Source organism: Staphylococcus sp. GDX8P54P (assembly GCF_017893165.1).
GTDB classification, from domain to species: Bacteria; Bacillota; Bacilli; order Staphylococcales; family Staphylococcaceae; genus Staphylococcus; species Staphylococcus borealis.
Map to the genome: position 1 here is coordinate 94549 of NZ_JAESMM010000005.1, position 15974 is coordinate 110522.

General features: G+C 34.0%; 12 protein-coding genes. 11 read left to right on the plus strand and 1 reads right to left on the minus strand.

Translation table 11 applies throughout. From position 1 onward, the window contains the following. The 6 genes from KA909_RS01535 (at window position 1) to ltaS (ending at window position 6227) form a co-directional block, all read left to right on the plus strand. A complete protein-coding gene (locus KA909_RS01535; RefSeq protein ID WP_193839646.1) occupies window positions 1-1146 on the plus strand; it encodes a chorismate-binding protein in 1146 nt (381 codons plus the stop codon). Then, entirely contained in the window at window positions 1147-1755 is a 609-nt protein-coding gene (locus tag KA909_RS01540) for an aminotransferase class IV (protein ID WP_075108255.1), read from the plus strand. Between the two features lie 57 nt (window positions 1756-1812). Then, a complete protein-coding gene (locus tag KA909_RS01545; protein ID WP_193839645.1) occupies window positions 1813-2019 on the plus strand; it encodes a hypothetical protein in 207 nt (68 codons plus the stop codon). Between the two features lie 24 nt (window positions 2020-2043). Continuing rightward, a complete protein-coding gene (locus KA909_RS01550) occupies window positions 2044-2760 on the plus strand; it encodes a 5-oxoprolinase subunit B family protein (protein ID WP_193839644.1) in 717 nt (238 codons plus the stop codon). After that, the gene (locus KA909_RS01555; RefSeq protein ID WP_053029961.1) at window positions 2748-3752 is read left to right on the plus strand and encodes a 5-oxoprolinase subunit C family protein; all 1005 of its coding nucleotides are present in this window, start codon (window positions 2748-2750) and stop codon (window positions 3750-3752) included. The genes KA909_RS01550 and KA909_RS01555 overlap by 13 nt, the downstream gene beginning before the upstream one ends. A gap of 537 nt (window positions 3753-4289) precedes the next feature. Next, entirely contained in the window at window positions 4290-6227 is a 1938-nt protein-coding gene (ltaS, locus tag KA909_RS01560; RefSeq protein ID WP_193839643.1) for a polyglycerol-phosphate lipoteichoic acid synthase LtaS, read from the plus strand. Window positions 6228-6776: 549 nt separating this feature from the next. Here ltaS and KA909_RS01565 read toward each other — a convergent pair. Next, window positions 6777-7595 (minus strand): ZIP family metal transporter, encoded by an 819-nt coding sequence (locus KA909_RS01565; RefSeq protein WP_053029959.1) that lies wholly within the window; start codon window positions 7593-7595, stop codon window positions 6777-6779. Between the two features lie 119 nt (window positions 7596-7714). On the opposite strand from KA909_RS01565, the gene KA909_RS01570 reads away from it, so the two are divergent. The 5 genes from KA909_RS01570 to KA909_RS01590 all read left to right on the plus strand — a co-directional run bounded on the left by KA909_RS01570 (window position 7715) and on the right by KA909_RS01590 (window position 15948). Further along, entirely contained in the window at window positions 7715-9595 is a 1881-nt protein-coding gene (locus tag KA909_RS01570; RefSeq protein ID WP_075108251.1) for an ABC-F family ATP-binding cassette domain-containing protein, read from the plus strand. A 14-nt stretch (window positions 9596-9609) separates the two neighbouring features. Then, window positions 9610-11388 carry a DNA helicase RecQ gene (gene recQ, locus KA909_RS01575; RefSeq protein WP_107629644.1) on the plus strand — a complete coding sequence of 593 codons (1779 nt, stop codon included), beginning with the start codon at window positions 9610-9612 and terminating at the stop codon, window positions 11386-11388. A 298-nt stretch (window positions 11389-11686) separates the two neighbouring features. Then, window positions 11687-12655, plus strand: a complete 969-nt coding sequence (locus tag KA909_RS01580) for an ABC transporter ATP-binding protein (RefSeq protein ID WP_075108249.1) — start codon at window positions 11687-11689, stop codon at window positions 12653-12655. After that, on the plus strand, window positions 12652-14166 hold the full coding sequence (locus KA909_RS01585) for an ABC transporter permease/substrate-binding protein (protein WP_075108248.1): 1515 nt from the start codon (window positions 12652-12654) through the stop codon (window positions 14164-14166). Before KA909_RS01580 ends, KA909_RS01585 begins: the two co-directional genes overlap by 4 nt. 267 nt (window positions 14167-14433) lie before the next feature. Next, the gene (locus KA909_RS01590; protein WP_193839642.1) at window positions 14434-15948 is read left to right on the plus strand and encodes a peptide MFS transporter; all 1515 of its coding nucleotides are present in this window, start codon (window positions 14434-14436) and stop codon (window positions 15946-15948) included. The last annotated feature ends 26 nt before the right edge of the window (window positions 15949-15974 follow it).

Sequence of the window (15974 nt, forward strand, 5' to 3'; positions counted from 1 at the left end):
ATGGACATCACGTTTAATTATCGTTACTATACAACGCCTGATCATTTTGAAACGATAGCAGTGCGCTTTAACACGTACGTCTCAAAAATGGTGGCATATACACTGGAAGAGGTCGGTAAAGTTATTCAATTTGCGCAGACTGAGCAAGCACAAGGACGCTATGTGGCACTGTATCTGCCATATGAAGCGGCAAGTTATTTTAATCACCATATGGCAACACATGAATTGGAAGCACATCAAATCGTAGCATTAGCATATAGTTTTAGTCCGAGTATGGCTGAAACGTCACCTGAACATCCAAGTCAACAGTACATCCCTAAACATCACTTTCGATTCATGGAGAGTGATGCACAAATGGAAGACAAAATTAAACACGTTCAGGATGCAATTATTGAAGGCGAAACGTATCAAGTGAACTATACAACACGTTTAGTGAGTGATGTATATTATCCGATAGCTGATTTATATTATTATTTAACGCAAACGAATAATGGTGGTTACACTGCTTTATTAGATGTAGAAGAGGTTAAAGTTGCTTCTATTTCTCCTGAATTATTCTTCCAAAAAGGTGAATTTGATCATCATAAAAATGTAGTTGTAAGTAAACCAATGAAAGGTACTATGCCACGTAGCAATGACGACGATGAAGATTTAAAGAATTATGACACATTGAAGCATTCACTTAAAGATCGTGCTGAAAATGTTATGATTGTCGATTTATTGCGTAATGACATTTCCAGAATTTGTAAACCTGGAACGATCCACGTAAACAAGCCATTTTTTATTGAAACCTATAAGACCGTTTATCAAATGACGAGTATGGTTACAGGTCACTTGCAAGATGACGTGCGTCTCACGGATATTTTAAAAGCATTATTCCCTTGTGGTTCCATTACAGGGGCACCGAAACGTAATACGATGGCGTATATTAAAGCACTCGAGCCACATCCTAGATATATTTATTGTGGCACAATCGGTTTATTATGTCCGGATGATAAAATGATATTTAATATACCTATTCGTACGCTTGAGTATCGAAATGATCAAGTTCACTATGGTGTAGGTGCAGGGATTACGATTGATTCGGTACCAGAAAAGGAAGTTCAAGAGTTTCGAGATAAAACAAAGATATTGGAGATGCTATAGATGAAATTGTTTGAAACGATGCGTCTAGATAATGGTAAGATTCCTAGACTTCAATATCATATGATACGAGTGCAACAGTCATGCGAACGATTAGGGTATTCATTTTCAAAAGAGGTCTGGATGCAACGCGTCAATGAGGTTATAAGTCATCATCCCAAAGGAATCTATAGACTGAAAATAGAAATAGATAAATCCGGCCAAATAGACCATATGATTAAGCCCCTACCTGCTAAAACATTATTTACGGCTAAATTTAAACAGGCACAGTCGAATTGCAATGACCAATACGTTATTAATAAGACATCACAACGACAACACTTAGCACACAATCATGAGACAGATTTAGTATTATTATATGATGAAACTGGTAAAATTCTGGAGTTTGATATTGGTAATATCATGATAGAAGAAGCTGGTGTGTGTTATACGCCAAGCTATGATAATGATTTTTTATTAGGGTGTATGCGTCAAAGCCTTTTGGACCAAGGCAAACTGGTTATTAAAGACTATACTAAATCAGAACTCATCGACAAAATACAGAAACAACAGATTCGTATCTATTTATTAAATAGTTTACGAGAGGTTGCCGATGTATCTATTTATCTATAAAATAATATGGGAAGTATATGCGAATTGATTGATAACAATGAACTAACGGAGTGAGCTATGACAATATTATGGGTTGCAATAATTGTGATTTTAAATGTGGTAAGTAAATTTTTAGCAGATCGATATTTAAAAAATAATGCACTCATCAAGGCACGTGTCGTTGCAACTGTTACCGTTTTAATTCAATGTGTATTCGTTTATTTGTTAATTAAATCAATCATGCCCTATGTGGTGGAATTTCTAAATATATTTTATCATCACTAAATATGATTACTTTGAGGTGGCGTTATGAAGATTTATAGTCAAGGAGATCAAGCAATTGTAATTGCGGTTGAAAAGGATGTATCTAAAAATGTAACAACTGAATTAATCGCAGTACGTTATCATTTATTAAAGAAAGCATTACCATTTATCACAGAAATTGTGCCTACTGAATCAGATATGATGATTTGCTATGATGCTCGAGATATGATTAAACATCATAATATTACTTCACCTTTTCAATATATGAAGGCATTAGTCACTTCAATACAAGAAGAATTAAAACATTTAGAAACGTGTAAAGATGAAAGCACGACCTATGAAATTCCTATTATTTATGGTGACGAGTTTGGTCCAGACTTACCGGATTTATTAAAGTATTACAAGTTAACTAAAGATGAATTTATTCAATTACATTCTGATAAACCGTATTTTGTGTCTATGATGGGCTATGCACCGGGTTTCCCATATTTAACTGGAATGAATGAAGAACTGTACGTTAATCATACGAGTAAAAAGAAGAAGCTTGTCACTGCAGGTTCAGTTATTATTGAAGGGAAAAAGTGCGGCATCGTAACAACTGATACCTACAATGATTGGTTAGTGATAAGGTACACGCCAATGACATTATTCACTCCTGAAAAAGATGATTTTACACTGTTAAAATTAGGAGACAATGTTATTTTTAAACCTCAGAAACGCAAAGATATTGAATTAGGAGAATTTAAACCATGTCAATCATAATAGAAAAAGCCGGTTTGTTTAGTAGCTTTCAAGATTTTGGACGTCATGGATATGAATATGCAGGTGTTATTCCGTGTGGTGCGTTAGACACACTAGGTCATGAAATCGCAAATCGTTTAGTTGCTAATAATAAAAATGAAGCAACGCTTGAAATGACACACATTATGGCTAAAATTCGATTTACTGAGCCTACATTAATTGCTTTAACAGGTCATAACTTTGAAGCTTACACGCAAACTATGCAAGTAAAACCGTATAAATTATACCTTTTAGATAAAGGAGACGTCCTGTCTTTTAAAGAAACAAATAAAACGTCACGTGTGTATCTTGCAATCGGTGGCGGATTCAAATTAGATGATTGGCTAGGATCAACGTCAACAGATTTAAATGTTAAAATCGGCGGTTATCATGGGCGTAAACTTGAAAATGGCGATGAAGTAGAAATGAAACGACACTATACAGAACGTCATCAAAAGTTATTTGAAAATTTAAAAGAAAAACGTACTACTGATTGGGGTATAGACGGTTATGCACTGTCATTCAACTATGTTTCTGATGTGTTTCATGTTATTGCCAATAAAGGGACAGAAGATTTTGATAAAGAAACGCAATCTCACTTTATTAGAGGAGAATATAAGGTGACGAATAAATCAAATCGTGTTGGTATGTTACTAGATGGTGAGAAGATCAAAGCATATTACGACGATATGCCGGCGCATCAATCAGTTAAAAGAGGAACGATTCAAGTTAAGCGAGATGGTACACCTATCATCTTATTAAATGATCATTATACAATCGGAAGTTATCCTCAAATTGGTACAATTGCAAGCTACCATTTAACTAAACTTGCTCAGAAGCCACAAGGCTCACGTTTGAAGTTCCAATTTATTGATATCGAAACTGCTGAAAAGAATGTTGTGAAATTTAGTAATTGGATGAATCAACTATTTCACGGAATTGAATACAGAATGCAATTAGAAATGATGAAATAAGTCATGATAGATGAAAGTCAACATACTTAAATAAATCACTTATAATTTATGTCGGACTATGGTCTGATTAAAAAATGCAATTAAGAAGCTATAATGAATAAATCAGTGAATCGTCTTAATGGGACATTATTTTGTAACAAACAATGAAAGCGTCGTTATATTAAAATGCTTTTTCTTGATAAATGAGTAAAAATACTATATATTTATATATTGAACTACGGGCAATATTACAATAATATTACAAAGTTCATGATTTGTTAATATGCCATTAATGATGACATAAAATAGCATCCAACATAATATACATAAAGCATTACAAACGTATAGTGAACATTGGGAATGCGATTTATTGATGAACTATCGTTAATGTAAAATGTATTTGTAGGGTATATGCTTAAATTAATATAAATAATATAAATGAAATTAAAAAACGAGTAAGTAATTGCATAACGGTCATATTTGAGTAAGTGTTTAAGTCTTCAGTTAAGTCTTTAACATTTCTTCAAAGTTGAATAACTATAAACGGAGGAAACATACATGAGTTTACACAAAAAGAAAATAAGTCTTTTTGCGTTTTTCTTACTGACTGTGTTTACAGTGACATTGAAGACGTATTTTTCATATTATGTTGATTTTTCTTTGGGTGTTAAAGGACTAGTTCAAAACTTAATACTATTGATGAATCCATATAGTTTAATCGCGCTTATTTTAAGTGTGTTCTTATTCTTTAAAGGGAAAAAAGCATATTGGTTCATCTTTATTGGGGGATTTTTACTAACATTCTTGCTATATGCAAATGTAGTTTACTTTAGATTCTTCTCAGACTTTTTAACATTCAGTACGCTTAACCAAGCAAGTAATGTTGAGTCTATGGGTGGTGCTGTTGGCGCATCATTTAAATGGTATGACTTTGTTTACTTTATAGATACAATTATTTATCTATTTATCCTTATTTTCAAAGGAAGTTGGTTGGATAAACGTGTCTTCAGTAAAAAGTTTGTGCCAGTTGTAATGGCTGCATCTGTAGCATTATTCTTCTTAAATTTAGCTTTTGCTGAAACAGACCGTCCTGAGTTATTAACACGTACATTTGACCATAAATATTTAGTGAAATATTTAGGTCCATATAACTTCACAGTTTATGATGGTGTTAAGACGATTCAAAATAACCAACAAAAAGCATTAGCTTCTGAAGATGATTTAACTAAAGTGTTAAATTATACGAAACAAAAAAATACAACACCAAATTCAGAGTACTTTGGCGTTGCTAAGAAGAAAAATATTATTAAAATACATTTAGAAAGTTTCCAAACTTTCTTAATCAATAAAAAGGTCAATGGTAAAGAAGTCACACCGTTCTTAAATAAATTATCAACGGGCAATGATGATTTTAGATATTATCCAAACTTCTTCCACCAAACAGGTCAAGGTAAAACATCAGATGCTGAGTTTACAATGGATAACAGCCTTTATGGTTTACCACAGGGTTCTGCATTTTCATTGAAAGGTGATAATACTTACCAATCATTACCTGCGATTTTAGACCAAAAGCAAGGTTACACATCTGACGTTATGCACGGTGACTATAAAACATTCTGGAACCGTGACCAAGTCTATAAACATTTTGGTATTGATAAATTCTATGATGCGACATACTACGATATGTCTGATGACAATATTGTCAACTTAGGTTTAAAAGATAAACCATTCTTTAAAGAGTCAGCAGAGTATCAATCTAAAATGAAAGGACCTTTCTATTCACACTTAATTACATTAACAAACCATTACCCATTCACATTGAGTGAAGAAGATGCAGATATTGATAAACCTAATACAGGTGATTCAACTGTTGATGGTTACATTCAAACAGCACATTATTTAGACCAAGCACTTGAAGAATATATTACTGATCTTAAGAAAAAAGGTCTATATGATGATTCAGTTATTATGATTTATGGTGACCACTATGGTATTTCAGAAAATCATAATAATGCAATGGAAAAATTATTAGGTGAAAAGATTACGCCAGCGAAATTTATGGACTTAAACCGTACAGGTTTCTGGCTTAAAATTCCTGGTAAAGAAGGTAAAGTAGATAAAACATATGCTGGACAAGTAGACGTTATGCCTACTATCTTACATTTAGTAGGAATTGATTCTAAAAACTACTTAATGTTCGGTACGGATATGTTGTCTAAAGATCATGATGATGTCATTCCATTCCGAAATGGTGACTTCATTACGAAAGACTATAAATTTGTAAATGGTAAAGCGTATTCTAATAAAACAAACGAATTATTAGAAACGCCACCTAAAGATTTAGAAAAGAATAAGAAACAGGTTGAGAAAGATTTAGAAATGAGTGACAATGTCTTAAATGGTGACTTGTTCAGATTCTATAACAACCCTGATTTCAAGAAAATTAATCCATCAAAATATGAGTATAAAACTGGACCACAAGGTAATCAAAAATAATTGAAACAGTGTCTGGTTTTAATGTAAAAGTAAGAAGCCAGTAAATGCGTTTTAACAAATTCATTTACTGGCTTCTTTATTTGCGATACTCCGAATTGTTGGTTGCTTGCTCAACGTGCTTTGCTTGTAGATTTTCATGTTGGAAATCTCTTTGCTGGGGCCCCGCACACAACGTCATTCGTCGTTCATCTTTAGAATTTCTTACATAAGTGCGCTAGCACTTATGTGCATTAATAATCAACATAGGGGTCTCGTCAAAATACATTGTATTTATATGTAATTTAACATTGGAATACTTTAAAAATAAGGCACTTCCATATCATTTAATTAAAATCACTAAACCAAATTAACTAAGATTTAAATAATCATAAAAAAAGCAAATTCTATCGTATTTCAATAGAATTTGCTTTTTTGTCTAAAACTTAACTTTCTAGACGTTGTTTCATGATTAATTTGTAACATACTACATAATTTAGATACCCATTATCAGTAGTGGTATTAACAAAATATAGAACAATATAATTTAAATATTTATGCTATTTACATCAATTAGCCAAGCGCAACGTCTAAAATCATCATAATAGTAAAGCCTAACATTAAACTTAATGTTGCCAAATCTGTATTATTACCAGATTGTGAGTCAGGTATGAGCTCTTCGACAACAACGAATATCATAGCGCCAGCTGCAAAAGCTAAAGCATATGGTAACACAGGCGTAATCACTAATATTAACGCCGCACCAATCGTAGCAAAAATGGGTTCAACAATTGCAGAAGCTTGGCCGTAATTAAAGGCTTTCCAACGAGATGCGCCAGCAGCTCTGATTGGCATAGATAATGCTGCACCTTCTGGAATATTTTGAATCCCAATCCCTATTGCTAAGCCCAAAGCACCTAGAAATGTTGCTTGGCTATTACCAGTCGCGATACCACCAAAAGCAACACCGATTGATAGACCTTCTGGAATATTATGTAACGTAATGGCAAGTACTAAGAGTGTATTCTTACTTAATGACGTTTTTACACCTTCACGGTATTGACTTTTATCTCCAATTCTTTGGTGTAAATGGGGGATAACTGAATCGAGGGCACGTATGAAGATGCCACCAAATAAAAAACCAATTGCAGCAGGTAACCAGGCAGGTAAACTACCATCTTTACCATATTCAATTGAAGGTTGTAATAATGACCAGAAACTGGCGGCAATCATAATCCCAGCAGCAAAGCCCTGCATTGAAGTTAATATGCGTTCATTAACGGATTTGAATACAAACACAGCAGCCGCACCCAATGCAGTGAGTAGCCACGTAATAATACCGGCTATAAGTGCCTGTAAATAGGGCGGTAAACTTTCGAAAAAGTCAATCATAACTCTTGTCTCCTTGTATCATTTAACCTTAAAAAGGTGTATAATATATAGAACTGATTTAAGCTTATCAAAAAATATTTAAAAATTCGATATTTCGATTTGGAAAAGGAAGTAGAAGCATGGAAGCGTATAAAATAGAACACTTAAATAAATCATATGCGGATAAAATCATTTTCGATGATTTAAACCTATCTATTTCTGAACATGAAAAAATAGGACTAGTAGGAATTAATGGTACTGGTAAAAGTACATTACTTAAAGTGATTGGCAATCTAGACGATGATTTTACAGCTGATATTACACATCCTAATCAATATCGTATACGTTATTCTTCTCAAAAACAAGATTTAGATGGCACTATGACGGTCTTCCAAGCTGTACTTAGCTCTGATACAACAACGCTTCGAATTATTAAAGCTTACGAAGAAGCCGTAACAAATTACACACAGCACCAAGATGATACGCATTTTCAAAAAATGATGGAAGCGCAAGAAGCTATGGATCGACATCATGCATGGGATTATAACGCAGAAATCAAAACGATCTTATCTAAACTAGGTATTCACGATACGACTAAAAAGATAAGTGAGTTGTCTGGTGGCCAACAAAAGCGAGTCGTACTAGCTAAGACGTTAATAGAACAACCTGATTTATTGTTACTAGACGAGCCAACGAACCATCTTGATTTTGAATCCATTACATGGCTAATCAATTACATCAAACAATATCCTCATACTGTTTTATTTGTAACGCATGATCGTTACTTTTTAAATGAAATCGCGAGTAGAATCATTGAGCTAGATCGAGGTAAATTAAAATCGTATCCGGGTAATTATGAAGATTACATCGCAATGCGAGCTGAAAATGAAATGATCGAACAAAAGCAACAAGACAAACAAAAGGCTTTATATAAACAGGAATTAGCGTGGATGAGAGCTGGTGCTAAGGCAAGAACGACAAAACAACAAGCGCGTATCAATCGTTTTAATGATTTGGAATCAGAAGTTCAAGGCCACCACGCCCAAGATAAGGGTCAACTTAACTTGGCATATTCAAGATTAGGTAAGCAAGTGTATGAACTGGAACACGTATCTAAGCAAATGAATGGTAAAACGTTGTTTGAAGATATTACAGAAATCATTCAAAGCGGTCAGCGTATTGGTATTGTTGGTCCGAATGGTGCTGGGAAAACGACATTATTAAATATTTTAAGTGGAGAAGATAACGATTATACAGGCACGCTTAAAATTGGTCAGACTGTAAAAGTAGCCTACTTCAAACAAACAGAAGAAACGTTAGATAGAGACATACGTATGATTGATTACTTGAGAGAAGAAAGTGAAGTGGCTAAAGAAAAGGATGGCACATCCATTTCTGTAACACAATTACTTGAACGATTCTTATTCCCAAGTGCAACGCATGGTAAGAAAATTTACAAATTATCGGGTGGAGAACAAAAGCGTTTATATTTACTACGTTTGCTCGTACATCAACCTAATGTATTGTTGTTGGATGAGCCAACGAACGACCTTGATACTGAAACATTAACCATTTTGGAAGATTACATTAGTACGTTTGGTGGTTCAGTTATCACTGTGAGTCATGATCGTTACTTCTTAAATAAAGTTGCTCAAGCATACTGGTATATTCATGACGGGAAAATGGAACGTATCGTAGGAACGTTTGAAGATTATGAGGCATACAAGAAAGAGCAAGATAAAATTGCGACATTAGAGAAACAAGCGCAACAGCCGAAACAAAAGACAACTGTTCGAAAAAAATCTGGCTTATCATATAAAGAAAAACGTGAATATGAGTCATTGATGGAACGTATTGATCAAACAGAAACACGTTTAGAAGAAATCGATGAAGAGATGATTGCGGCTAGTGCTGATTATGCCAAAATCAAAGAATTAAATGAAGAGAAAGAACAATTAGAGCTAACATATGAAACAGACATCACGAGATGGAGTGAATTAGAAGAACTAAAAGAGCAATAAGGGGAATGTAAAGTATGGAAGCAACATTATCGCATTATTTTGGCTATGAGAAGTTTAGACCGGGGCAAAAAGAAATCATAACTAAAATAATGAATCATCATAATGTGTTAGGTGTATTACCTACAGGTGGTGGGAAATCAATCTGTTATCAAGTGCCTGGTTTAATGTTGGGCGGAACGACGATTGTCATTAGTCCATTAATCTCTTTAATGAAAGACCAAGTCGATCAGCTTAAGGCTATGGGAATTAAAGCCGCCTATTTAAATAGTAGTTTAACCAAGAAACAACAAAAGGATATTGAAAATGATTTAATGAAGGGTCATATTCAATTTTTATATGTGGCACCAGAACGTTTTGATAATCAATATTTTTTAAGTTTATTAAGTCGTATTGATATTCATCTTATCGCATTTGATGAAGCCCATTGTATATCTAAATGGGGGCATGATTTTAGACCTAGCTATCAAAGTGTGATTAAGAAAGTATTCACATTACCCCAAAACTTTACAATTGTCGCACTGACGGCAACAGCAACTGCAGAAGTGCAACAAGATATTATGGAAAAGTTAAACATCGATAGGCACGATGAAGTAAAAACGAGTACAAAACGCCGTAACCTAATTTTTAAAGTGAATCCTACGTATCAACGTCAAAAATTTGTCGTAGACTATGTGCAAAAGCATAAAGAACAAGCGGGTATAATCTATTGTTCTACACGTAAACAAGTTGAAGAGTTACAAGAAGCACTTGACGTTATAAATGTTTCTTCTGCTATTTATCATGCAGGTTTAACAAATAAAGAACGTGAGACAGCTCAAAATGAATTTGTCTATGACAAAGTTAAAGTTGTTATTGCGACAAATGCGTTTGGTATGGGGATAGACAAATCAAATGTTAGATACGTCATACACTACAATATGCCCGGTGATCTGGAATCATATTATCAAGAGGCAGGCCGTGCAGGGCGTGATGGATTAGAAAGTGAATGCATCCTTTTATTTAGTGAGCGTGATAAAGGTTTACATGAATACTTTATTACGGTGTCACAGGCCGATGAGGACTACAAAGATAAAATGGGTGAAAAACTTACTAAAATGATTCAATACACAAAAACAAAAAAATGTCTCGAAGCAACAGTCGTTCATTACTTTGAACCCAATGAAAAGCTAGAAGAGTGTGGCCAATGTAGTAGTTGTATTCAACAAAATAAAACATATGATATGACACAAGAAGCTAAAATGATTATTAGTTGTATTGCACGTATGCGTCAAAAAGAAAGTTATAGTGTGATCATTCAAGTCTTGCGTGGAGAAACAAGTGATTATATTAAGTATAATGACTATGATAAGTTGACGACACACGGCTTAATGAAAGATTATACTACTTCAGAATTAAGTCATTTAATAGACGAATTGCGCTTTAAAGGATTTTTAAATGAATTTGATGAAATATTGATATGTGATGAAAGTGTTAAAAAGCTACTTAATGATGAAATTAAAGTATTTACGACACCATTTAAACAAAAATCTAAAGAGAAGGTTTATATCAATACAGTTGAAGGTGTCGATCGTGCATTATACAGTGAATTGGTTGAAGTACGTCGTAAATTAAGTGAGAAATTAAATATTGCGCCGGTAAGTATCTTTTCAGATTATACCTTAGAAGAATTTGCTAAACGTAAGCCGGAATCTAAGCAAGAAATGATATCTATTGATGGTGTTGGTAGTTACAAGCTAAAACATTATTGTCCGAAATTCTTAGAAACTATTCACTCTTATAAAGCCAGTATATAAACGCAACATCTAAATATATTAGGAGAACCTAGAACAAACAATGTTATGAGGCGCCTGAGCCAATGCATAGCAACTAGCTGAATTGAAAAGACAGTCCAATTTACTTGAGAGTGGGATAATGAATGCACAAAACATTCTATCCTACTCTCTTTATTTTTTATTTATATTGTTATGCTATATTTTTTGGATGTAATTACAATAATATGACTAATTTAATATGAATTCATCATTAAACATGTTTAAATAGGGAATAAGAATGCAAACATTTTAAATAGGTAGATTAAATGAAGGTGACTAAATGATTGAATTTAAAAACGTAACCAAACGTTATGGCGATAATGTAGCTGTCGATAATGTGAGTTTCAAAATCAATGAAGGAGAGTTCTTTGTACTCATCGGCCCATCTGGGTGTGGAAAAACGACCACTTTGAAAATGATTAACAGACTAATTCCGTTAAGTGAAGGCTATATTTATTTCAAAGATAAGCCCATTAGCGATTATCCCGTTTATGAAATGCGATGGGACATTGGATATGTGTTACAACAAATTGCACTTTTTCCGCATATGACAATTAAAGAAAATATTGCACAAGTGCCACAGATGAAAAAATGGAAAGACAAAGATATTGATCGACGTGTAGACGAATTACTTACAATGGTTGGTTTAGAACCAGAAAAATATCGTGATCGTAAACCAGATGAATTATCAGGTGGCCAACGCCAAAGAGTTGGGGTAATCAGAGCATTAGCTGCTGATCCTCCAGTCATATTGATGGATGAGCCATTCAGCGCATTGGACCCGATAAGTCGTGAAAAGCTACAGGATGATTTAATAACATTACAAACACAAATAAAGAAGACAATCGTGTTCGTCACACATGATATACAAGAAGCTATGAAGTTAGGCGATCGTATTTGCTTACTCAACAATGGCCGTGTTGAACAAATTGATACACCGCAAGCGTTTCGAGATCAACCTAAAAATGCATTTGTAGAAGAATTTATGGGAAGTCATTTAAATCAAAATCAAGAAACATTGCAGTTGAAAGACTTAAAGATTACAACACCGCTCACAGAGACAGAAACGCAACACGATTACCCAATCATCAATAGTGATGTCCAATTACGTTCAATTTATTCGAAATTAGCACAGCATGAAGCGGTGATTGTGAATGATGCATCAACTTCTACGCAGTCTCTCTTAAAGCGTGAAGATGTCTTTAAATTTTTATCTCAAGATGACTACGATAAGGAGGGTAAAGTATGAGTAACTTATTGAGTACCCTCAACGACCGTAAAGGCGAAGTATTTACAACTATTGTAGAACATATTCAAATATCATTTATCGCATTATTAATCGCGATCTTAATCGCTGTTCCACTAGGGATTGCTTTAACGAAAACGAAGCGTTTGTCTGAAGTCATCATGAATTTAGCGGCAATATTACAAACTATTCCATCTTTAGCATTATTAGGCTTGATGATTCCAATCTTTGGTATTGGTCGACTTCCTGCAATTATCGCGTTAGTTGTGTATGCCTTGTTACCAATTTTAAGAAATACATATACAGGCATTAAAGAAGTCGATCCATCACTCATTGAAGCTGCTAAAGGTATAGGTATGAAACCGGTGCGTCGATTAACGAGAGTTGAGTTACCTATTGCTATGCCAGTGATGATGGCCGGTATTCGTACAGCAATGGTATTAATTATCGGTACAGCAACTTTAGCTGCATTAATTGGTGCAGGCGGACTTGGTGATTTAATCTTATTAGGTATTGACCGTAATAACGCATCACTCATTCTTATTGGTGCGATTCCTGCTGCATTACTCGCTATTATGTTTGATTTGATATTGCGATATATGGAGAAATTGTCTTACAAGAAATTATTAATCACTGTTGGAGTGATGATCCTTATTATATTATTGGTCATTGTTGTACCACTTTTCGGGAAAAAAGGGGACACAATTACGCTTGCAGGTAAATTAGGTTCAGAACCCTCAATTATTACAAATATGTATAAAATTTTAATTGAAGATGAAACAGACAATACAGTTGATGTTAAAGATGGTATGGGGAAAACATCATTCCTCTTCAATGCTTTGAAATCAGATGATATAGATGGTTATTTAGAATTTACAGGTACAGTGTTAGGAGAATTAACGAAAGAAGATTTAAAATCTAAAAAAGAAGATGCTGTATATCAACAAGCTAAACAAAGTTTAGAGAAAAAATATGACATGACCATGTTAGAACCTATGAAGTACAACAACACGTATGCGTTAGCAGTAAAAAAGGATTTCGCTAAAGAGAATAATATTAAAACGATAGGTGATTTACAAAAAGTCGAGGACAAACTTAAACCAGGATTTACGATGGAATTTAACGACCGTCCTGATGGCTACAAAGCTGTGTCTAAAGCTTATGGACTCGATTTATCAAATATTAAAAAAATGGAGCCAAAATTACGATATACTGCAGTCGAAAAAGGCGATATCAATTTGATTGATGCGTATTCAACCGATGCGGAATTAAAACAATATGATATGGTCGTTTTAAAGGATGATAAGCATGTCTTCCCACCATATCAAGGTGCACCGATGTTTAAAGAGAAATTCTTAAAAGAACATCCTGAAATTAAAAAACCATTGAATAAGTTAAAAGGTAAAATTTCAGATGAAGAGATGCAAGAAATGAATTATAAAGTTACCGTAAAAAATGAAGATCCTTATAAGGTTGCAAAACATTATCTTGAACAAGAAGGTTTAGTCAAATAAAAGAAGTGTATAGCGATTGACACACCGATTATTTTAAGGCTACTTGATAAAAGTGCCTTTGATGATTGCTAAACTGAAAAACGCTAACATTAAGTTTCTCATAGTACAAATGATGCTCAGGGAGCGGGACAACGAATTGATTTCAATTTCTGTCCTGCTTCTTTTTTTAGTGAGAATTTCGTATAGACAATTGTAATCTGATTTGATTTTATTTACACTAATGAATAAATACACAAAATTAGCGTGTATGGTTTTAGGGGGGAGAAAATGAATACAAAGAACTATTCTAGACAAGAAATAGTGGAGAGTGTACCTCAAAAAGGATTTTTCGGTCATCCTAAAGGTTTAAGTACACTATTCTTTACTGAATTTTGGGAGCGATTCAGTTACTATGGTATGAAAGCCATTTTAGCTTATTATCTGTACTATTCTGTTAGTAAAGGTGGCTTTGGTTTACCACAAGGGACAGCACTACAAATTGTATCGTTATACGGTGCACTTATCTATATGTCTGGTACCATCGGAGGTTGGATCGCAGACAGAATGATTGGCACACGTCATGCCCTGTTTTATGGTGGCATACTTATTATGTTTGGACATATTCTGTTGACGATACCGGGTAGTTTAACCGTAGTTATGATTGCATTATTACTGCTTATTATTGGTACAGGTTTATTGAAACCTAATATCTCAACTACCGTTGGAGAATTATATGACCATAATGACAGACGTTTAGATGCAGCATTTACTATTTTTTATATGGGTATTAACCTAGGTAGTTTTTTAGCACCATTTGCGACAGGATATTTACAAACAAGACTAGGATTTCACTATGGTTTCGCTGTAGCTGCAGTAGGTATGTTCGTAGGATTAGTGACATACTATATTACCAATAAAAAGAACTTAGGATTAGCTGGTTTAAGTGTGCCTAATCCGCTTCGCAAAGAAGAAATCAAAAGGTTATCAATTATTACTGGTATTATCGTTTTAATTTTCGCAATTATCCTACTTATCTTGCAATTTACTGGACAATTAAGCCTATCTAGTTTTAGTATGATTGTTACATTCGTAGGTATCGTTTTACCGATTTGTATTTTTGTTTATATGTTATCAAGTCATAAGACGCGTCAAGAAGAGCGTTCAAGAATTTATAGTTACATACCGTTATTTATTACATCTGTTGCATTCTGGATGATTCAAGAACAAGGTTCAACAGTTTTAGCTAACTTTGCAGATCAGAAGACAGAACTAAGTTTGGCTAAACTGACAAATGGTGTTCTCGATTTTCATATACCAGCAGCCTGGTTCCAGTCGATTAACCCGGTATTTATCATAATATTAGCACCTATCTTTGCTAGTATATGGACGAAATTAGGTAAGCATAATCCAAGTACAGTATACAAATTTGCACTAGGTGCAATTTTCGCTGGGTTATCTTATTTAGTCATGATTATACCGTTAAGTAGTCATGTTCAAATGATTCATCCTATTTGGTTGGTGTTAAGTTTCTTCTTAATCACATTGGGAGAATTATGTATTTCACCAGTTGGGTTATCAGTAACGTCTAAATTAGCACCTGCAAAATTCTCAGCACAGATGATGGCACTATGGATGTTAAGTAACGCGACTGCACAAAGTATCAATAGTCAAATTGTTGTCCTATTTAAAATTATTAGTGAAAAAGAATTCTTCTTATATTCTGGATTGTTTACACTTCTCATTGGTGTTATCTTAGTTGCGATTTCTCCAATTGTTAAAAAAGCAATGAATGGCGTACATTAAGATACGATAGCAGTCCTGCAATTTGA